The sequence below is a fragment of the Burkholderia pseudomultivorans genome, assembly GCF_902499075.1.
GTDB lineage: Bacteria > Pseudomonadota > Gammaproteobacteria > Burkholderiales > Burkholderiaceae > Burkholderia > Burkholderia pseudomultivorans.
In genome coordinates, this window is the sequence record NZ_CABVPP010000044.1 from 1 (window position 1) to 18,969 (window position 18,969).

An 18,969-nucleotide genomic window follows, 5' to 3' on the forward strand; every position below is an offset into this window, starting at 1 on the left:
TGGCTCCGGCAATCTAAACGCACCCATCATGCATTGGAAAAATCAGCATCGGGAAACGGTCCGGCCGAGCCGCTTACGACGAGCGGGGAATTGCCGGTGAGCAGTGCCAGGCCGATTACGATGCCTTGAAAATCGGAAAGGACAAGGTTGTGGATTAATCCGCAGACTTTAGCCTTCCCGGCAATCGGTGGTGGCCAGCCCGGTCGATCTAGCCGTCTGCCGGGTGTTTTTACCAGAACGCGAGTTTGTCAAACGCCCAGTTGAAGAAGCCGCCTATTGCATTGCGCGCACTGTTCCACGCGTCGGTGCCTAGAGTTCTGATAGCATCGATTGCACGGCGCAAGAATCCCTTCGCGGTTTCGACGACTTTTGTAATCACGTTGCCGACCACTGATTTGATGTACGCCGGTATGCTCGAGCCGCCTTTGATGTTCGTGACCGTGTCAAAGAGCTGCCACGTCGTGAAAGCGGCTACCGCTACGGCGAACTGTGGGCCGGTCATAGTGACGCCAGTGATCTTAGCGACCGCGGCCAGGCCTTTGTTGATCAACTGGGATGCGCCCTTGAGGGCGGAATGTTCCAATGCCTTGGCGGCAAAGCGGGCCATCGTGGTCGCGATGCGCTGGACAAGCATGCCGGTCGCTTTGGAAATGACTTCTTCCGCGTGCAATTCGAGCGCTTGAGCCGCTCTGAGCACGGGCGCCGAGAGACGGTACAGCTCATAGCTCGCTGCTTCGTATATCGCGTTCTCGGCTCGCTTGTTCCAGTGCAGGCCTTTGATGCACCAAGTGACGAAGTGTTCGCAGTCGTTGAGCACGACGTTGGAGAACTTATCGTTCAGGCGCATGAGTGCGCGTGACACGCTCATAGTCCGGCCAAAGCGCCGACTGCTGTAAGCGCGGACGTTGACATTTTCACCTTGGCAAAATTGCTCGAGGCTGACGAGCTCGACGCGCCCCGTCGCATCGCCGTCGAAGCGCATAGCGTAGCGCGCGACGGTTCCATCACCGATATACAGTCCGTGATGATTGTAGCCGCGACGCGGCACGTAAACGTGATCGCCGATGTTGAGGTCGTAAATCGTTTGCACTGTGATGGTTCCGGCGTTGTCAACTTGAGACTGTCGAACCAAGAGGTTCGTACAGCCGCTTTTCTTTCCTTCACAGATGCGATATCGGCATGGAGGCTCGATACTTGAGTCCGCCAGTTTCAATTCTCAGGTGCGTCGGGCCACACTGGCCATGGCCGAAGCGTTTCGGCCGAGTAGCCGCGGCGCTTGAGTTCGATCGTGAAGTCGCTGAACGCGTCGAAAATGTGAGAGTCGCATTGGACAGTGGTTTTCTCGACCTTGACGTCGCCGTCTTCATACAGCGCGCGCGGGTCCGGAGAATCGCCCGGATCAAAATGCTCGACCACCAACAGCGGCAGCCGCACGTCGGGCTTCAGGTGCGACGCTCGCATCAGGATCGTCACGGTGACGATCTCGTGGTGCTTTGGGATGGCCTTCGCTTGCAATTGCAGATAGGCGCGGAGCGACCCCATATCCTTTCGATCGTGAGCGGCCGCGATGCCGATCCAGTCGTCGTCTTCCGAATCGCGGATTTCGTCCATGATCGTGCCCATGGTGTCCTCCCTCACTTTGCGTTCACGATGCCACAGCCGCGTCATATCATCCCGGCGCGCGCCCGTTCCTTTCGGAGAAGGTGGCGCAACACCTGGAGTTGCCCATTTGCGCCTCCAAGCTTCCCGCGATCCGCGACGTTCTTGTCGACGTAGGTGAACCAATCCTGAATCGCATCCAGAGATTTCCGGAGCGCCAGAATCTCAAGAATCAACCAACGTACCTTGAGGTCGGTGTATTCGCGCCATAACGCGCGAAGCTCGGCGTCACTGGGAGCATCAAACTCGGGCATCCTGGGTTTGAGTTTGACGCGCCGATCTCTGAGGGGTACACGATTGCGATCGATCCGCGTGCTCTCAATGGGCCTCGTCTGTGGCTCCAGGATCGGATCGTAGACTGCCTCGATCCACCATTCCAGCTCATGTTCCGTTAGTTCCGTAGGCGTACGCTTCCACTCCTTCTCCGCAGGAAACCGGTACTCCCATATGTAAGCCCACTCCGGTTTGATCACGGCGGCACCGCTGTATAAAAACACAGTGTACTGCGCGGTAAGATGGAATCGTCAAGGCGAAAAATTGGGGACGGCGATGTGCACCAACTACGTGGCGCCGGGCGAGGATCCAGGTCTGAACGAGCTGAAGATCAACAATTTTCGCGACCTGTACCGATGGACACCTTGGAAGCCGGAGATCTACGAGGACTACGATGCGCCGATCGTTGGCTACGTTGACGGGCAATTTGAGCCGTTGATAGCCGGCTTTGGGTTCTGGCCGCGCGCGCTGCAGAAGGCCGACATCGAAAAGGCGAAAGAGCAGGGGCGGAAGCCGCCGATCATGCGCAGCACGATGAACGTGCGCGACGACAACCTCGGAAAGTCGCCTCTGTACGGGCCTACTTGGCGCGATGGCCGTCGGTGCCTGATTCCGGCGCTAGCGGTTGTTGAGCCTTCATATCCGGACGCTCGACAAGCGGCAAATGGCGATTGGGTGCTCGGACCATGCGTGTGGCAGCGGATCAGCGTAGCCGACCTGCCTGCGATGTGCGTCGCCGGCATCTGGCGCACGTTGGCGAGCCCTGATGGTGCCCAGCGTAACGTGATGTCAATGATTACGGTCAACGCTGACGCGCATCCCATCATGTCCCGGATGCATAAACCGAACGAGGAGAAACGCTCAGTCGTGATCCTGCGACCGGACGACTGGGAGGAATGGCTGACGACATCGAACGCGGAGGCCGCGCGGGCGTTGCTCCAGCTTTATCCGGCGGAGGATATGACCGCCGAGCCAAAATGACATGCGCGTGGCGAATGAAGTCTGCTGCTCTCTCTAAACCCGGCCCTTGAATTTGCAGCCGGCCTCGAGAGCTTCAATTTGTTGATGTAACTCTGCGACACATGACTCCACTGTGCCCCGAGGGACTAATTCACCGTCCTCGAATACATCTCTACTTTTGTCGGCGTTTAGGCGGCAACGCCCGGAGATCTCAAGTAGCGCTTGCTCCAAGTCGTCCACTACTCGCTGCGACAGCCCGCTCTTTGCGACTGCGCGCGCCCATGATCCAATAGCGTTTGCCGTCAGGCCGCACAGCTCCGTGGGGCCGAACAGAGGTCGATTGACGAGGTGCAAGACTTCGCGCTCGACTGCTACGCGGTCGCGAAACCGGCGCTTGGTTGACATTTTCTGCACTCCAGAATCCACTTGTTTACGTCAGACGCCCATTGATGGCTCGCATTTGCTTGCTCCATCACCCATTCTCGGGACGGTACGGTTGCTATCGTACCTCGCGTCGATGCATGGCGACATGCTACCAGTACGTCGTAGTCCGCGCGAGAGATTGGGAAGCTCAAGTTGCCCGTAGTGATCTCGAACGGTGAATTTCGCCCAAACTTAATGCCATTGCCAGTGCACCAGGACGCGGAAAGAGCAATGTTGCGGAGACAAACGTAAATGAGACCGGCTTCAAAAGTTAAATTGTTGCTGTCTTGTACCTCGGTCCTTACTGTTTCGAGTAAATCCAGTAACTCTGCAATGTCTTCGCTTGCAGATTTATAGGGGCTGGGGGAGCCTAGCTCTGCAATTATGTCGGTTGTTCCGATGTACCCGAGGTGATGGGACTCGCAATAGAGATGCCACGAAAATAGATGTCCTTCGCGAAACATCGATTTCAGTCGCTTGATGCTGTAAATCGAGATGTCAACGGTGCCTTTGAATTGTTCTGCGAGGAATTGCTCTAGTGATTTCGTGTTGGGTTTTCCTTTGTTTGATATGACAAGTACGTCAATATCGCTCGATTTGTCGAAGTCACCTCTGGCGGCAGAGCCGAACAGTCTGACATCAATAATTGTGCTTCGTTGTGTATTTGATTGACTCATGGATCAGCGCCTCGATAGCCGTCGAAACAATGAGCTGGTGAAAAATCCGAGAGCAATGTACCTTGAGAAAGCGAGAACAATTCGAAGCGGCTCGGGCACAATTGGTAGTCCGTGGTCCGGGGTAACTCCCAGGAACGTACACGTCGCTGCAATTGTCGATTGACCGTACGTGGATATGAAAGTGCTTACTGGTGTTGCGCTAAGAGAGATGCGATCGTCGAGTGCAAGCGTGATCCCTCCTGAAATAAATAGTGTTATTAGAATGAATCTAACAAGCTTGCTCGGGTACTCTCCGTGTCCCCAGAAATGCCAATCGAGTCCATATCCGAGGGCCTTGGAGAATAAATTTATTCTATCCGAGAGATTTGGGTACTTCTCTTTGTAGTACGAGCCTTGATGTCGCCATCCTTCTTGGCAGTATTTTCGAGCCGCTTTAAGTTCTTCCCGTATAAATATTTTGGCGGATTCGATGTCCCCGACGCTCTCTGCGTTTTTACGTAATGACATCATGAATTCACGTCTAACGTTCAGCCAGGTTGGAGAATTCAGTAGCAACTCCTTGGTCGAAATTAGTGTATTGCTGAATTGGCAGTAGTCGAATTTGCTGCCGGATAAAATGCTGTCGCGAAAATTGCAATCTTTGAACTTTGCGCCGGTGAAATCGCAATTCTTGAATTTCGATTTTCTAAAATATGCCCCATTGAAGATGCAAAATTTAAAATTGCATCCTTCAAATACAACGCCCTTTGCGTCGATGTTTGTAAAGTCGTGAAACATGAAGCTAACCGCAACGACACGCTGAGGGAATTTCCCCCCTTCATATTTTTTGCGCGACGTCGAGCTCAGTGCGCGGATGATTTCGGCAACCGAGGCCGGTGCACTTGATTCGGGTTTGGTCGGGGCGATCTCAATATCGTCGGGACCACTGGTTTCCATGGTCTCAGCGTGCATCTGCTGGCTGTTAGCTCCATTCGACGCCGAGTCTCGAGCGGGTTCGTTGGAATTGGGCATGGCGCTTATCGATGTGCGGTGGCGTGGCGGCAGAGTAGCACGGGGATGGGTCAGTGCAAACCCGCTTGCGCAGTCGCCCCTTTTTGTCGAAGGGTGACTGCATTTTTACGTGTAATTTGGCTTCAGCTATGCCGGAAGCGGGATAGTTGCAAATCCAGGCAATTTGAGGTCTTCTGCCGAGCGCCATTCTCCAGTGCGACGATCGACGTTTAACATGCGAGTGTTTCCGTGCTTCCCGATTAGGACGACACCGATCGCGCCGTGATCGACCTCTGGCCGAAATCCAGACTGGTAAATGACAATTCGCGAAAACGTGTCGGCTACAAGTTGCCGAGCCGTTAAACGCGCATTGTAGTCGAGATGCTCGACGCCGTGCACGAGTTCCCGCCACGCATCCGCTGCAGCGGGAGCTACGTTGGACGCCGACGCGGCAAGGTGATGTTCGACCGAGTCAACGTCGCGGCGCTCGCTCGCAAGCTGACTCTCGAGCTCGCGGACGCGGCGTAAGACTGCGGCCGGTGCGTCGCCATCATCACGCAGCAACGCGTCGGTGACCCGCTGAATCTGCGCCTCGAGTTCTGATACGCGTTGGCGTGCGCTAGCCAACTGCGCGGCCAGGGCCGCAGTGCCGGAGTCCCCTGCGAGCAGTCGTGTCAAATTTATCTGGTCGGAGCAATAGAGCATCAAGGCGCGCTCGACCGGCACGACGCTGCAGCTCCCGCTGATCTTGCAGCCGGATCCTTGGCTGTAGGTGACGCAGTGCAGCCGGCGGTGACCCGGAGCGGGGCGCCCGTCCGCCATGCGCTTGCGGCTCATGAGGTTCTGCGCCACGATCGCCGCGCCGCAGTATCCGCAGTAGGTGATGCCGAGGCCGGTCACGACACCCGGAATTTCACCCTTGCCCTTGCGTCGGCCGCGCTGTTCCGCGAGATATCGGAGATCCGCGAACTCGGCCGATGACAGCAGGGCTGGGTAGTAGCCGTCGAGCCGGAACGATTCGCCGTCGACCTCGACCGACTTCTCACCTATCAACATCCTGTTCGCCAGCAGCTTGTACAGGTGGGACGACGCGGTGCGCCCGCTCTCCGTGATCTTGAGCCCACGCTCGGCCAGTTCGCGCACGATCCGAACCGCGCCATGCCCCTGTTTGAACATCTCGATGACGAGTCGCACGGCTGCGGCCCTATCCTCGACGAGCTCGAACTTCCCACTATCCGTTTCGCGGACCCAGTGCGGATCTCGGCCGACGCGGACCGGGGCCCGCCATGTGCCTGCGATCCAGCCCTGACACTGGCGGCGGATCGCCGCCTTTACCCGTTTGCTCTTCGTGTCGGATTCCTCATGCGCGCGGATCATCACCAGCAGGCTGTATACGAGGTCCATCGGCTGCGCCTTGAGGCGCTCGCGGTTGTACTCGCGCCCGTCACTGGCCGTCACGACCGTGATGCCGGCGTTGACGATCTGGGCGAGCTGCGCCTGCGCCTGCAGGGGCTCAGCGCGGCTCAATCGATCCAGACCCTCGACGACCAGCACGGACCCGGCCGGCACTTGCCCGTCCTCGACGGCGCGCAGGAATACCCCGAGCGCGCCTTGCCGCACATGGCGTTGGTGGTACGCCGACAGGCCCTCATCCCGAAGTGATAGGGACGCATCAAGCTCCATCTCGTTGTCGGCCGCCCAGCGGGCCGCGTACTCAAGCTGCCGATCGATGCTGCCGCCGGCCGCTTGTTTTGGGTCGCTGAACCGTAAATAGCTGTAAACTCTCGCTTTTGCTGCCACGCCCCACACTCCAGATGTCTCAACAGAAATCACCGGCTCATTCTCCGGCACCGCGTATAGGTATGGTATCTCTCGGGTGCCCCAAGGCCCTCGTCGACTCCGAACAGATCATCACGCAACTGCGTGCCGAAGGCTATGAAATCTCCGGCACCTACGACGGCGCCGACCTCGTCGTCGTCAACACCTGCGGCTTCATCGACGAAGCCGTGCAGGAAAGCCTCGACGCGATCGGCGAGGCGCTGACCGAAAACGGCAAGGTGATCGTCACCGGCTGTCTCGGTGCGAAGGCGAGCGCAAGCGGCGCAAACCTCATCGAGGAAGTGCACCCGAAGGTGCTCGCCGTCACCGGCCCGCATGCGGTCGGCGAAGTGATGCAGGCCGTGCATTCGCATCTGCCGAAACCGCACGACCCGTTCGTCGATCTCGTGCCGGCGGCCGGCATCAAGCTCACGCCGCGTCACTACGCATACCTGAAGATTTCCGAAGGCTGCAATCACCGCTGCACGTTCTGCATCATCCCGTCGATGCGCGGCGACCTCGTGTCGCGCCCGGTCGCCGAAGTGATGCTCGAGGCCGAGAACCTGTTCAAGTCGGGCGTGAAGGAACTGCTCGTGATCTCGCAGGACACCAGCGCGTACGGCGTCGACGTGAAGTACCGCACGGGCTTCTGGAACGGCAAGCCGATCAAGACGCGCATGACCGATCTGGTCGCCGCGCTCGGCGAACTCGCCGCGCAGTACGGCGCGTGGGTGCGCCTGCACTACGTGTATCCGTATCCGAGCGTCGACGAAGTCATTCCGCTGATGGCCGAAGGTCCGTTCAAGGGCCACGTGCTGCCGTATCTCGACGTGCCGTTCCAGCACGCGCACCCGGAAGTGCTGAAGCGCATGAAGCGCCCGGCGAACGCGGAGAAGGTGCTCGAGCGCGTGCAGACGTGGCGCGAGATCTGCCCGGACCTGACGATCCGCAGCACGTTCATCGCGGGCTTTCCCGGCGAGACGGAAGAACAGTTCGAAACGCTGCTCGACTTCATCCGCGAGGCGGAACTCGATCGCGTCGGCTGCTTCGCGTATTCGCCGGTCGAAGGCGCGAGCGCGAACGAACTCGACGGCGCGCTGCCCGACGACGTCCGTGAGGAACGCCGCGCACGTTTCATGGAAGTCGCCGAGGAAGTGTCGGCGAAGCGGATGGAGCGCAAGGTCGGCAAGACCGTCAAGGTGCTGATCGACGAGGTCAGCGCCGAAGGCGGGATCGGCCGCACGGCGGCGGACGCGCCGGAGATCGACGGCGTCGTGTACATCGAGCCGGCGACGAAGGCGTCGAAGCGCTACAAGGTCGGCGATTTCGTGTCCGTGAAGATCACGGGCGCCGACGGCCACGACCTGTGGGGCGAGGTCTGAGCGATGGCCGCTGCATTTCCGGAGATCCTCGCGCTCGGCGAGGCGATGATCGAATTCAACCAGTCGCAGCCGGGTCGCGCAGAGTTTCTGCAGGGCTTCGGCGGCGACACGTCGAACTTCTGCATCGCCGCGTCGCGCCAGGGCGCGTCGACCGGCTTCGTGTCGGCGGTCGGCGATGATCCGTTCGGCCGCCTGCTGGGCGATCTGTGGCGCGCCGAAGGCGTCGACACGACCTTCGTCCGGATCGATCGCACGGCGCCGACCGGCGTGTATTTCGTCACGCACGGTGCGGACGGTCACCAGTTCGACTATCTGCGCGCGGGCTCGGCCGCGAGCCGCTATGCGGCGGCCGATCTGCCGCTCGACGCGCTGGCGGCCGCGAAGGCCGTGCATCTGTCGGGCATCAGTCTCGCGATCAGCACGAGCGCGTGCGACGCCGCATTCGTGGCGATCGACCATGCGCGCAGCCGCGGCGCGAAGGTCAGCTTCGACACGAATCTGCGTCTGAAGCTGTGGCCGTTGCCGCGCGCCCGCGCGGTGATGCGCGAAGCGCTGCGCCAGACCGACATCTGCCTGCCGAGCTGGGACGACGTCACCGCGCTCACCGGCGCGGACGACCGCGACGCGATCGTCGACGCGATGCTCGAACACGGGCCGCAGGTCGTCGCGCTGAAGCTCGGCAAGGAAGGCGCGTATGTCGCGACGCCGCACGAGCGGCGCGTCGTGCCGGGCTTCGCGGTCGAGGCGGTCGACGCGACGGGCGCAGGCGACTGCTTCGGCGGCGCGTTCGTCGCGCGGATCGTCGCCGGCGACGATCCGTTCGCGGCCGCGCGCTACGCGAACGCGGCGGCGGCGCTGTCGACGACGGGCTACGGCGCGGTCGCGCCGATTCCGCGCAGCGACGCGGTCGCGCGCCTGATGCAGGGTTGACGCGCGCGTCCCCGCCGCCGCGGCAACTCGGCGGCAGGCCGCGCATCGCTGCGATTGACGAGCGAATCTGAAGCAAGGAGCAATACAACGTGGGTCGATATCCGCAATGGCAACGGGTGCTCGTTGTCGCATCCGTACTGGCGGCGGGCGTCGCGATGAACGCTGCGGTCGCGGCACCGGCGGCTGTGCCGGATGCGCAGCAGCAGGACGATACGGCGCCCGCGCGGCCGCTGCGACCGAATCCCGAATTCGCGCGCCTGCCGCGCTACGAAGGCACGCTCGGCGGCCGGCCGATCGTCGTGCATCTCGGCCCGAAGACGGACGAGGAAGGCGTGCACGGCGAATACCAGTTCGCGGACACCGGCGAGGTGATCCTGCTCGCGGGCGACCGCGACGGCGACACGCTCGAAATCGAGGAGTCGAACGACGGCACCAACATCACGGGCGTGTGGATCGGCCGCTTCGACGCGACGGGCGACCTGAAGGCCGACCGGATGAACTCGGACGAATCGGATCCCCAGCCGGTCGTGCTGCATCCGGCGCCGGCGAAGCGCGCGGCGCTGCAGGTGCGTGACGGTCGCGTGCAGGAGATCGAAACGGTGGGCGGCATCGTGAACCTGCGCACCGACGACTGAGCCCGTGCTGGCTCGGTGCGCGTGGCGCGCATTGTACCGGGCCAAACGCGCCGGTTTTGGCTAATCTACCGGCATATTCCGCAACCGTACGGCCGTTTGCCCGGCTTTCCGTCATGACTGCATCCACTCCCAAGCGCACGCTGCAAACCCGTATCGTTCAACCCGACGACGTCATTCCGGAAGGCTTCCGTTCGTTCGTGCCGCCGGTCGCGCGCGCGTCGACGGTCGTGTTTCCCGACCTGGCGACGATGCGCCGGCTCGACTGGCGCAACGACAACCAGTGGCGCTACGGGCTGCACGCGACGCCGACCTCGCTCGCGCTCGCGCAGCGGCTTGCCGACATCGAGGGCGGCACGCATGCGCTGCTGCAGCCGTCGGGCCTCGCGGCGATCATGAACGTCTACTTCGGGATCGTGAAAGCCGGCGACGACGTGCTGATACCGCACAACGTGTACGGTCCGAACGCCGATTTCGGCAACTGGCTCGCGAAGGATTTCGGCGTCACCGCGCGCTTCTACGATCCGCTCGTCGGCGCCGGCATCGCGGACCTGATCCAGCCGAACACGCGCCTGATCTGGATCGAGGCGCCCGGCTCGGTGACGATGGAAGTGCCCGACGTGCGCGCGATCACCGCGGCCGCGCAGGCGCGCGGGATCGTCACCGCGATCGACAACACCTATTCGGCGGGCCTCGCGTTCAAGCCGTTCGAGCACGGCGTCGACATCTCGGTGCAGGCGCTGACCAAGTACCAGTCGGGCGGCAGCGACCTGCTGATGGGCGCGACGATCACCGCGAACGCGGAGCTGCACGCGCGGCTGAAGCTCGCGCGGATGCGCTGCGGCGTCGGCGTGTCGGTCGACGACTGCTCGCTCGTGCTGCGCAGCCTGCCGAGCATGCAGGTGCGCTTCGACGCACACAGCCGCAGCGCGCTGGCGCTCGCGCAGTGGCTGAAGGCGCGGCCCGAGATCGCGACCGTGCTGCATCCGCAATTGCCGGATTGTCCGGGGCACGAAGCGTTCAAGCGCGATTTCACGGGCGCGGGCGGGCTGTTCTCGGTGGTGTTCGACGCGCGTTACAGCGCGGAGCAGGTCGACCGCTTCGTCGAGGCGCTGGAACTGTTCGCGATCGGCTGGAGTTGGGGCGGCGCATGCAGCCTCGCGATGCCGTACGACGTCGCGTCGATGCGTCCTGACTGGCCGCATCGCGGCACGCTGGTGCGGTTCTACGTCGGTCTCGAGGACGAAGCCGACCTGCGCGCGGACATCGAGCGCGCGATGCAGGCGGCGCTCGGCTGATCCGGTCTGCCGAAAAAACAAACGCCGGCGCGATGCACCATCGCGCCGGCGTTTTTCTTGGTGCGCTTCGGCGCGTCAGAACAACCGCAGCAGACCGTCGAGCCCGACGTGATCGAACGCGACCGTCGCCGCGTTGCGCACGACCGGCTTCGCGTGGAATGCGACCGACAGGCCGGCTTCGGCCATCATCTTCAGGTCGTTCGAGCCGTCGCCCATCGCGATCGCGCGATCCGGCGCGATGCCGAGCGATGCGCACGTATCGCGCAGCATGCGCGCCTTCACGTCGGCGTTGACGATCTCGCCGAGCACCTTGCCGGTCAGCTTGCCGTCGACGATCTCGAGCGTATTCGCGTGCGCGTAGTCGAGGCCGAGACGCGCCTTCAGGCGCTCGGTGAAGAATGTGAAGCCGCCCGACACGAGCAGCGTCTTCAGGCCGGCCGCCTTCACGCCGGCGAGCATCGTCTCGGCGCCCGGCGACAGCTGCAGCCGTTCGTCGTACACGCGCTCGAGCGCGGCCGCGTCGAGCCCCGCGAGCAAGGCGACGCGGCGCGTCAGGCTTTCGTTGAAGTCGCGGATCTCGCCGCGCATCGACGCTTCGGTGATCGCGGCAACCTGTTCCTTCAGCCCGCAGAAATCGGCGATCTCGTCGATGCATTCGATCGTGATCAGCGTCGAATCCATGTCCATCACGACGAGCCCGAAGTCGCCGAGCGTGCGGCCGGCCTCGACGAACGCGAAGTCGAGCGCGTGCGTGCCGCAATACGCATCGATGTCGGGACGCTGCGCGGGGCTGACGTCTTCGATGCGCAGCGCGTGGTCGTCGGTCTGCACGATGCGGGTGCCGCGCGACAGCGCGAGCAGCGGTTTGCGATGCGCGTCCGACAGCGGCGCGAGACTCTGGATGACGAGGTTCTGGGTCATGACGGGATGGTTGGAAGCGAATGAAACGCGTGCGCGGCCGGAGCGCGGCCGCCGGCGAACGCGGGCCCCGTTCGGTATCGGGCGGTCGCGTCGCGAACGCGACATTGTAGCCGTTTGGCTGCGCGCCGCGTTCGGCTCGCCGTGTCGGGGCCGCGCGCGAGGCCGCCGCGCTATCGCGCGTCGTCCCGATCCCAGTACGGCGGATCGCTGAAATGTTCGGCCAGAAACGCGATGAACGCGAGCGTCTTCAGCGGCACGTGTGCGCGGCTCGGGTAGACGGCCCAGATCGCGACGTCTTCCGCGAACGGGTAGTCGTCGAGCACGGTCACGAGCGCGCCGCTCGCGAGCAGCGGGCCGACGTCCCAGGTCGACTTGATCGCGATGCCGAAGCCGTCGACCAGCGCTTCGCGGATCGCCTCGCCGTTGCTCGCGACGAGCCGGCCGCCGACCCGCACGGTCAGCGGCCCTTGCGGCGTCGCGAACGACCAGTCGCGCTGGTCGCCGAGGATCACGCACTCGTGTTGCTCCAGATCGGCCGGATGACGCGGCGTGCCGCGTTCCGCGAGATACGCGGGCGAGCAGCACAGCACGCGGCGGTTCACGGCGAGCTTGCGCGCGACCAGCGTCGAATCCTTCAGCGCGCCGAGCCGGATCGCGACGTCGTAGCCTTCGTCGACCAGGTCGACGAGCTCGTCGGACAGTCGCAGGTCGAGCGACACGGACGGATAGCGGCGCAGGAACGCGGGAATCACGGGCGCGACGTGCTGGCGGCCGAACGACGACGACATCGACACCTTGAGCCGCCCGTACGGTTCGCTGCGGCCGTGGCCGACCGATGCGCGGGCGGCGTCGGCGGCCGACAGCAGCGCGGCGGCGCGCGCCATGAAAACTTCACCGTCCTGCGTGAGACTGATGCGGCGCGTCGTGCGGTGCAGCAGCCGCGCGCCGAGCTGGCGCTCGAGCTGCGCGATGCGCGCGCTGGCGACCGCGGCCGACACGCCGAACTCGCGCCCGGCGGCCGTTACGTTCGCGAGCAGTGCCGCGCGCACGAACAAGCCGACGTCGAGCAGGTCGAGCGGCTTGTCGGGCGCCGGGATCGGTGGGTCGGACGACATTATTTGGAAATTCCTGAAAATGTTTCAGGAAATATAGCGGTTTTCTCGAAAGATCGCGCGGCCTACGATGGCAGTCATGGGGCCGCGCTGCGGCCCGCCGATTTCCGATCAAGGAGGTTCGAGATGAAAGCCGTTGGACTGACCCGCTATTTGCCGATCGACGACCCGCAGGCGTTGCTCGACGTGGAACTGCCGCAGCCCGTGCCGGGCCCGCGCGATCTGCTCGTGAAGGTCGAGGCGATTTCCGTGAATCCGGTCGACACCAAGGTGCGCGCGCCGAAGCCGCAGGTCGAGGACGCGCCGCGCGTGCTCGGCTGGGACGCGGCCGGCACCGTCGTCGCGGTCGGCGCGGACGTCACGCTGTTCCGGCCCGGCGACGCGGTGTTCTACGCGGGCAGCATCACGCGGCCCGGTGCGAACAGCGAGTTCCACACGGTCGACGAGTGGATCGCCGCGCTGAAGCCGCGCACGCTCGATTTCGCCGCGTCGGCCGCGCTGCCGCTGACCGCGCTGACTGCATGGGAAGCGTTGTTCGACCGGCTGGGCGTGTCGCCGCAGGGCGCGGACGCCGGCAAGTCGGTGCTGATCATCGGCGGTGCGGGCGGCGTCGGCTCGATCGCGATCCAGCTCGCGAAGACGCTCGGCAGGCTGCACGTGATCGCGACCGCGTCGCGGCCGGCATCGGCCGACTGGGTGCGCGCGCTCGGCGCGGACCAGGTCGTCGACCATTTCGGCGATCTGCCGGCGCAGTTGCGCGAGGCCGGTCATTCGAACGTCGACTACGTGCTGATCTTCAACGACACGGACCGCCATTTCCCGGCGGCGGCCGAGGTGATCCGGCCGCAGGGCGGGATCTGCACGATCGTCGAGAATGCCAAGCCGGTGCCGGTCGAACTGCTGAAGGCGAAGAGCGCCGCGTTTCACTGGGAATTCATGTTCACGCGCGCGATGTTCGAGACGCCGGACATGATCGAGCAGCACCGGATCCTCGGCGAGGTCGCGCGGCTGGTCGACGGCGGCACGCTGCGCACGACGCTCGGCGAGCAGCTCGGCACGATCAACGCCGCGAACCTGCGGCGCGCACATCAACGGCTCGAAGCGGGGCGTGCGATCGGCAAGCTGGTACTGAGCGGTTTCTGAACCGGCGTCGCACGTACGGACGCATCGCCGCGAACGCAAGCGGGGTAACACCCGATGCGTTCGCAACGCATCCGGTGCCGCTTGGCGGTAGACTGGCAACGCATCATGCATCGATAACCGCGCGGCACGCGCGTGCCGCCGTATACCAAGGAGGTCAGCATGAGCCAACGCAGCTTGTCAGTCGCCGCATCGTGGTCGGTCGTGTTCGCGGCGGCCTGCGTCAGCGCGAGCGTGTTCGCCGCGCCGCCCGTCAAGGGCAGCCTGAAGGGCGGCGGCACCGGGCAGCTCGACTACACCGTCAAGGTCGACTCGAAGACCTTCGGCAATACGCAGGAAACCCGCAAGATCCGCTCCGGCGAGACGGACGACTTCAACTGGAAGTCGGTGCCGCCGGGCGGCGCGGTCGCGATGCCGGACGGCTGCCCGAACGCCGACAACCTGCCGCGCGACGCGAACGGCGCGATGGTGCGCCAGACGCAGGTCCGGCTCGCGCCGTCGGTCGACGCGAAGGGGATGGCGAACGTGCAGATGAGCTTCCAGGCGGCCGCGCCGAAGGGCACGCGGACCGTGACGGCCGGCGGCAAGTCGCTGCAATGCCCGGACGTGGTGTCGGTGAGCCAGGTGAAGTGGCTGTCGCTGTCGACCAACGGCGGCTCGAAGTCGGTCACGCTGAGCGACGGCACCAAGGTCACGCTGTCGATCAAGCACTGAGCGTCGTGCGCGGCCCGGCGTGACGCCGGTTGCGCGCACAACGTGCGTGCCGCCCGTCAGGTCGCGCGCTCTTCGAGCCGCGACGCGAGAAAGCGGTGGTCGGCCGAGAACAGCCGGCGATAGGTCATCAGCACCGCGCCGACCGTGCCGAGCGCCGACGCCGCGGCGATCAGGAACATGATCACGATCTGGTAGCGCACCGCCTGCAGCGGCGACTGGCCGGCCAGCACCTGGCCGGTCATCATCCCCGGCAGGCTGACGACGCCGACCACCGCCATCTGGTTCAACGTCGGCAGCATCCCTGCGCGCACGGCCTGGCGCGCGGCATCCTGCGCGGCTTCCCAGCGCGTCGCACCGAGCGCGAGCGCGGTTTCGACACGATCGCGGCGCGCGGTGAGTTCCTCCATCATCCGCTCGACGCCGAGCGACACGCCCGTCAGCGTATTGCCGAGGATCATCCCGAGGATCGGGATCGCATATTGCGGTGCGTACCACGGATGGATGCGGATCACGACGAACAGGCCGATTGCCGCGACGAACCAGCTGCTGCACCAGATCGACGCGATGCTGTCGACGCGCTGGCCGCGATACGTGTGCTTGCCGCGTCCCGCGCCGGCGAAGCCGGCGATCAGCGTCATCAGCGCGGTGAGCGGGAGCACCACATACCAGTGAGGATGGCCGAATACCCAGCCGAGCACGTAGCCGATCGCGAGCAGCTGGACCACGGTGCGCACGGCGGCGAGGCCGAGCTTGCGGCCGAGCCCGAGCGACAGCGCCGCCGAAATCGCGCCGTTGATCGCGACCAGCGCCGCGGCGATGCCGACGTCGACGAGGCTCAGGTCCTGCAGCGCGGGGCTCATCGGGCGGCCTCCGTCGGATGGGCTGAGTGCAGCACGCCGGCCTGCATGATCATCCGCGTGGTGCCGATTCGCGCCGCCTGGGCCGGGTCGTGCGAGATCCACATGTAGGCGCGCGCATCGGGCGCCGCGTCGAACCATGCGCCGACCAGTGCCTCGATCGCGCGCGTCGAGTCGGGGTCGAGCGCGGAGGTCGGCTCGTCGAGCAGCAGCACGTCGGGATCGAGCTGCAGCACGCGCAGCAGCGCGGCGATCTGCGCTTCGCCGCCCGACAGTTCGCTCGCGCGCTTGTCGAGGAAATCGGCGCCGCGGCCCGCGCGTGCGGCGAGCGCTTCGGCGCGCGCACGATCGAACGCGACGTCGCGATAGATCGCGAGCGAATACGGGTAGCGCAACTGCGTTTCGACGCTGCCGTCCATCTGCGCGGGTCGCTGGCGGACATAGGCGACGCTGCGCCGGTAGCGCGGGATCGCGCTGCGCCGGATGCGCGCGCCGCGCCACAGGATGTGGCCGCCGTCAAGCGGGTCGAGCAGCGCGAGCGCGCGCAGCAGCACGCTCTTGCCGGACCCCGACGGCCCCGTGACGGCGATTCTCGATCCCGCCGCGAGGCTGAAATCGGTCGGCGCGAGCAGGGTCTTGCCGCTGGTCGCGTCGCGCCGCGTGATGTGCTGCGCGTCGATGAGGCCGGTGGGGACGGTCATGTCACAAATGAAAAAAAGCGTTAATGTGCCGGAGCAGTGTCGGCGCGTGCGTCATAATACCTATTGAAAAGCTCGCGCGGGTGTCGTGCGCCGTCTGTCCACGTAGCGGCCCGGCATCGCGCGGCTACTTGCAGAACAACAACGGAACCGCCATGACGCTTACCCGGGCCATCGGCAAATCGGCTGCATGGATCGTCGGCATCGTCGCGGTCTTGATCGCGGCGGCCGGCGTCTTTCTTTTCACGTTCGACTGGAACCGCGCGAAGCCGTGGGTCAACGAACAGGTGAGCGCCGCGCTCGGCCGCCCGTTCGCGATCAACGGCGACATCAAGGTCGGCTGGCGCCGGCCCGACGGCGAGACCGGCTGGCGCGCGTGGGTGCCCTGGCCGAGCTTCTCCGCGACGCAGATCGAGATCGGCAACCCCGACTGGGCGAAGTCGCCGAAGTTCGCGACGCTCGATGCCGCGCACTTCGATCTCGCAATCCTGCCGCTGCTCGCGCACGAGATCGTCATTCCGTCCATCGACGTCGTCAATCCCGCGATCGACCTCGAGCGGCTCGCCGACGGCCGCAACACGTGGACGTTCCAGTTCAAGCAATCGTCGCAGCCATCGACGTGGAAGGTGCGGCTCGACAGCTTCGGCTTCGCGAAAGGCACCGTCGCGTATCGCGATGCGATCACGAAGGCCGACCTGACGGTCGCGATCGATACGCTCGGCCAGCCCATTCCGCTCGGCGACGTGCTCAAGGAGCAGGAGCAGACGTCGCGCGCGGCGTCCGCGCAGCGCGTCGGCAAGCGCGGCGCCGCGCAGTTGAGCGCGAAGGCGAATGCCGAGGCCGCGTCGAGCGCGTCGGCGGCGCAGGCGGCGAGCGGCGCGTCGTCGGTGGTTGCGGGTGCGGCAGCTTCGGCGGCTTCGGCTTCGTCCGCGTCGAAGGGGGCGCCCGCATCGAAAGTTGCCGCAGCATCCGGTGCAAGCGGCGCTGCCGTGCCTGCCGCAAAGCCGGCCGGTCCCACGTACGCGTTCGGGCTGAAGGTCGACGGCCGCTACAAGAACGTGCCGATCAACGGCACCGGCAAGATCGGCGGCGTGCTCGCGGTTCAGAACGCGACACAGCCGTTCCCGCTGCAGGCCGACGTGAAGGCGGGCGATACGCGGCTCGCGATCGTCGGCACGCTGACCGATCCGATGCATCTCGCGGCGCTCGACCTGCGGCTGTGGCTGCAGGGCACGTCGATGTCGCATCTCTATGCGCTCACCGGCATTACGCTGCCCGACACGCCGCCTTACGCAACCGAAGGGCGTCTGATCGGCAACTTCAAGCCGCATGCGAGCACGTTCCGCTACGAGAACTTCAACGGGCGCGTCGGCGGCAGCGATCTCGGCGGCACGCTCACCTACGCGCAACTTCAGCCGCGGCCGAAGCTGTCCGGCGAACTCGTATCGAACCTGCTGCAGTTCTCCGACCTCGCGCCGGTGATCGGCGCGGACACCGCTGCCAGCAAGGCCAAGCGCGGCGACACGACGCATCAGCCGCCGGGCCGTGTGCTGCCGGTCGAGACGTTCCGCACCGATCGCTGGCGCGCGCTCGACGCGGACGTGAAGTTCACGGGCCGCAAGCTGATCAAGAGCGCGAACCTGCCGGTCACCAACCTGTACACGCACATCGTGATGCAGGACGGCGTGCTGTCGCTCGAACCGCTGCAGTTCGGCGTCGCGGGCGGCACGCTCGCGACGACCGCGCATCTCGACGGCAGCGGCGCGCCGCTGAAGGGCCGCTTCACGGTGGCTGCGCGGCACCTGAAGCTCAAGCAGCTGTTCCCGACGCAGAAGGTCATGCAGTCCGCGCTCGGCGAGATCAACGGCGACGCGTCGCTGTCGGCGACCGGCAACTCGCCCGCCGCGCTTGCCGCGACGTCGAACGGCGAAGTGAAGGCGCTCGTGACCGACGGCCGCATCAGCCGCCTGCTGATGGAGGCCGCGGGGCTGAACGTCGCGAACGTCGTCTACGAAAAGCTGTTCGGCAACAACGACGTGAAGATCAATTGCGCGGCGATCGACTTCGTCGCGACCAACGGCATCCTCGATCCGAAGGTGTTCGCGCTCGACACCGATGATGCGCTGATCAACGTCGACGGTCCGATCAGCCTGCGCGACGAAACGCTGAACCTGAAGATTCATCCGCATACGAAGGGCTTCCGGATCTTCTCGCTGCGCTCGCCGCTGTATGCGAAGGGCACGTTCAAGAATCCGGACGTCGGCGTCGATGCGGGCGCGCTGGCGCTGCGCGCGGGCGCGATGGTCGGGCTCGGGCTGATCAACCCGTTCGCGGCGCTGATTCCGCTGATCGCGCCGAGCAACAACAAGGACGTGCCGTGTTCGGCGCTGTTCGGGCAGATGAACGCCAAGGCGGCGCAGAAGGCGGCGGCGAAAGCCGGCAAGTGACGACGGGCGGGGCGGCGGACGGTGCGCGCGGGCGCGGC

18 protein-coding genes are annotated in these 18,969 nt (G+C 64.5%); 8 read left to right on the top strand and 10 right to left on the bottom strand.

The window, feature by feature from the left end:
• Positions 1-229: 229 nt before the first annotated feature.
• The 3 genes from BST28156_RS24155 to BST28156_RS24165 all read right to left on the bottom strand — a co-directional run bounded on the left by BST28156_RS24155 (position 230) and on the right by BST28156_RS24165 (position 2,132).
• On the bottom strand, positions 230-1,090 hold the full coding sequence (locus BST28156_RS24155; protein WP_174903513.1) for a lecithin retinol acyltransferase family protein: 861 nt from the start codon (positions 1,088-1,090) through the stop codon (positions 230-232).
• Positions 1,091-1,209: 119 nt separating this feature from the next.
• Complete coding sequence (locus BST28156_RS24160; RefSeq protein ID WP_174903514.1) at positions 1,210-1,623, bottom strand: hypothetical protein; 414 nt, start codon at positions 1,621-1,623, stop codon at positions 1,210-1,212.
• A gap of 41 nt (positions 1,624-1,664) precedes the next feature.
• A complete protein-coding gene (locus BST28156_RS24165) occupies positions 1,665-2,132 on the bottom strand; it encodes a hypothetical protein (protein WP_367651237.1) in 468 nt (155 codons plus the stop codon).
• A 76-nt stretch (positions 2,133-2,208) separates the two neighbouring features.
• On the opposite strand from BST28156_RS24165, the gene BST28156_RS24170 reads away from it, so the two are divergent.
• Positions 2,209-2,913, top strand: coding sequence for an SOS response-associated peptidase family protein (locus BST28156_RS24170; protein ID WP_174903516.1), 705 nt, complete (start codon positions 2,209-2,211; stop codon positions 2,911-2,913).
• Positions 2,914-3,263: 350 nt separating this feature from the next.
• Here the strand turns inward: BST28156_RS24170 and BST28156_RS24175 are convergent, their stop codons facing one another.
• The 3 genes from BST28156_RS24175 to BST28156_RS24185 form a co-directional block, all read right to left on the bottom strand.
• On the bottom strand, positions 3,264-3,992 hold the full coding sequence (locus BST28156_RS24175; RefSeq protein ID WP_174903517.1) for a nucleotidyltransferase family protein: 729 nt from the start codon (positions 3,990-3,992) through the stop codon (positions 3,264-3,266).
• A gap of 3 nt (positions 3,993-3,995) precedes the next feature.
• Positions 3,996-5,003 (bottom strand): pentapeptide repeat-containing protein, encoded by a 1,008-nt coding sequence (locus tag BST28156_RS24180; protein ID WP_174903518.1) that lies wholly within the window; start codon positions 5,001-5,003, stop codon positions 3,996-3,998.
• Between the two features lie 126 nt (positions 5,004-5,129).
• Positions 5,130-6,782: a recombinase family protein gene (locus BST28156_RS24185; protein ID WP_174903519.1), complete on the bottom strand. Its 1,653-nt coding sequence runs from the start codon at positions 6,780-6,782 to the stop codon at positions 5,130-5,132.
• Positions 6,783-6,796: 14 nt separating this feature from the next.
• Here BST28156_RS24185 and rimO point away from each other — a divergent pair, with 14 nt between their 5' ends.
• From rimO to BST28156_RS24205, 4 genes are all read left to right on the top strand, one after another.
• Entirely contained in the window at positions 6,797-8,182 is a 1,386-nt protein-coding gene (rimO, locus tag BST28156_RS24190; RefSeq protein WP_174903520.1) for a 30S ribosomal protein S12 methylthiotransferase RimO, read from the top strand.
• Between the two features lie 3 nt (positions 8,183-8,185).
• The gene (locus tag BST28156_RS24195) at positions 8,186-9,112 is read left to right on the top strand and encodes a sugar kinase (RefSeq protein ID WP_174903521.1); all 927 of its coding nucleotides are present in this window, start codon (positions 8,186-8,188) and stop codon (positions 9,110-9,112) included.
• A gap of 89 nt (positions 9,113-9,201) precedes the next feature.
• A complete protein-coding gene (locus BST28156_RS24200) occupies positions 9,202-9,747 on the top strand; it encodes a hypothetical protein (protein WP_174903522.1) in 546 nt (181 codons plus the stop codon).
• Between the two features lie 113 nt (positions 9,748-9,860).
• The gene (locus tag BST28156_RS24205) at positions 9,861-11,042 is read left to right on the top strand and encodes a cystathionine beta-lyase (protein ID WP_174903523.1); all 1,182 of its coding nucleotides are present in this window, start codon (positions 9,861-9,863) and stop codon (positions 11,040-11,042) included.
• A gap of 75 nt (positions 11,043-11,117) precedes the next feature.
• Here BST28156_RS24205 and serB read toward each other — a convergent pair whose 3' ends face one another.
• Positions 11,118-11,963, bottom strand: coding sequence for a phosphoserine phosphatase SerB (serB, locus tag BST28156_RS24210; RefSeq protein ID WP_174903524.1), 846 nt, complete (start codon positions 11,961-11,963; stop codon positions 11,118-11,120).
• Between the two features lie 170 nt (positions 11,964-12,133).
• Positions 12,134-13,078, bottom strand: coding sequence for a LysR family transcriptional regulator (locus tag BST28156_RS24215; RefSeq protein ID WP_174903525.1), 945 nt, complete (start codon positions 13,076-13,078; stop codon positions 12,134-12,136).
• 123 nt (positions 13,079-13,201) lie between these two features.
• Between BST28156_RS24215 and BST28156_RS24220 the strand changes: the two genes are divergently transcribed.
• Together BST28156_RS24220 and BST28156_RS24225 are read left to right on the top strand one after the other, a co-directional pair.
• Entirely contained in the window at positions 13,202-14,218 is a 1,017-nt protein-coding gene (locus tag BST28156_RS24220) for a zinc-binding alcohol dehydrogenase family protein (RefSeq protein ID WP_174903526.1), read from the top strand.
• Between the two features lie 159 nt (positions 14,219-14,377).
• The gene (locus BST28156_RS24225; RefSeq protein ID WP_060243455.1) at positions 14,378-14,929 is read left to right on the top strand and encodes a DUF6013 family protein; all 552 of its coding nucleotides are present in this window, start codon (positions 14,378-14,380) and stop codon (positions 14,927-14,929) included.
• 56 nt (positions 14,930-14,985) lie between these two features.
• On the opposite strand, the gene BST28156_RS24230 is transcribed toward BST28156_RS24225, so the two are convergent.
• The gene (locus tag BST28156_RS24230; RefSeq protein WP_009690165.1) at positions 14,986-15,789 is read right to left on the bottom strand and encodes an ABC transporter permease; all 804 of its coding nucleotides are present in this window, start codon (positions 15,787-15,789) and stop codon (positions 14,986-14,988) included.
• Positions 15,786-16,487 (bottom strand): ABC transporter ATP-binding protein, encoded by a 702-nt coding sequence (locus BST28156_RS24235; RefSeq protein WP_059518499.1) that lies wholly within the window; start codon positions 16,485-16,487, stop codon positions 15,786-15,788. Before BST28156_RS24235 ends, BST28156_RS24230 begins: the two co-directional genes overlap by 4 nt.
• Before the next feature lie 152 nt (positions 16,488-16,639).
• On the opposite strand from BST28156_RS24235, the gene BST28156_RS24240 reads away from it, so the two are divergent.
• Positions 16,640-18,931 (top strand): AsmA family protein, encoded by a 2,292-nt coding sequence (locus BST28156_RS24240; protein ID WP_174903527.1) that lies wholly within the window; start codon positions 16,640-16,642, stop codon positions 18,929-18,931.
• Positions 18,932-18,969 lie beyond the last annotated feature (38 nt).

Bases quoted from the DNA above. Each gene is read 5' to 3' on its own strand.
- BST28156_RS24240 (WP_174903527.1), top strand. From the start codon at position 16,640: ATGACGCTTACCCGGGCCATCGGCAAATCGGCTGCATGGATCGTCGGC.
- BST28156_RS24160 (WP_174903514.1), bottom strand. From the start codon at position 1,623: ATGGGCACGATCATGGACGAAATCCGCGATTCGGAAGACGACGACTGG.
- BST28156_RS24230 (WP_009690165.1), bottom strand. From the start codon at position 15,789: ATGAGCCCCGCGCTGCAGGACCTGAGCCTCGTCGACGTCGGCATCGCC.
- BST28156_RS24170 (WP_174903516.1), top strand. From the start codon at position 2,209: ATGTGCACCAACTACGTGGCGCCGGGCGAGGATCCAGGTCTGAACGAG.
- BST28156_RS24235 (WP_059518499.1), bottom strand. From the start codon at position 16,487: ATGACCGTCCCCACCGGCCTCATCGACGCGCAGCACATCACGCGGCGC.
- BST28156_RS24195 (WP_174903521.1), top strand. From the start codon at position 8,186: ATGGCCGCTGCATTTCCGGAGATCCTCGCGCTCGGCGAGGCGATGATC.
- BST28156_RS24215 (WP_174903525.1), bottom strand. From the start codon at position 13,078: ATGTCGTCCGACCCACCGATCCCGGCGCCCGACAAGCCGCTCGACCTG.
- BST28156_RS24225 (WP_060243455.1), top strand. From the start codon at position 14,378: ATGAGCCAACGCAGCTTGTCAGTCGCCGCATCGTGGTCGGTCGTGTTC.
- serB (WP_174903524.1), bottom strand. From the start codon at position 11,963: ATGACCCAGAACCTCGTCATCCAGAGTCTCGCGCCGCTGTCGGACGCG.
- BST28156_RS24175 (WP_174903517.1), bottom strand. From the start codon at position 3,992: ATGAGTCAATCAAATACACAACGAAGCACAATTATTGATGTCAGACTG.
- BST28156_RS24180 (WP_174903518.1), bottom strand. From the start codon at position 5,003: ATGCCCAATTCCAACGAACCCGCTCGAGACTCGGCGTCGAATGGAGCT.
- BST28156_RS24205 (WP_174903523.1), top strand. From the start codon at position 9,861: ATGACTGCATCCACTCCCAAGCGCACGCTGCAAACCCGTATCGTTCAA.
- rimO (WP_174903520.1), top strand. From the start codon at position 6,797: ATGTCTCAACAGAAATCACCGGCTCATTCTCCGGCACCGCGTATAGGT.
- BST28156_RS24220 (WP_174903526.1), top strand. From the start codon at position 13,202: ATGAAAGCCGTTGGACTGACCCGCTATTTGCCGATCGACGACCCGCAG.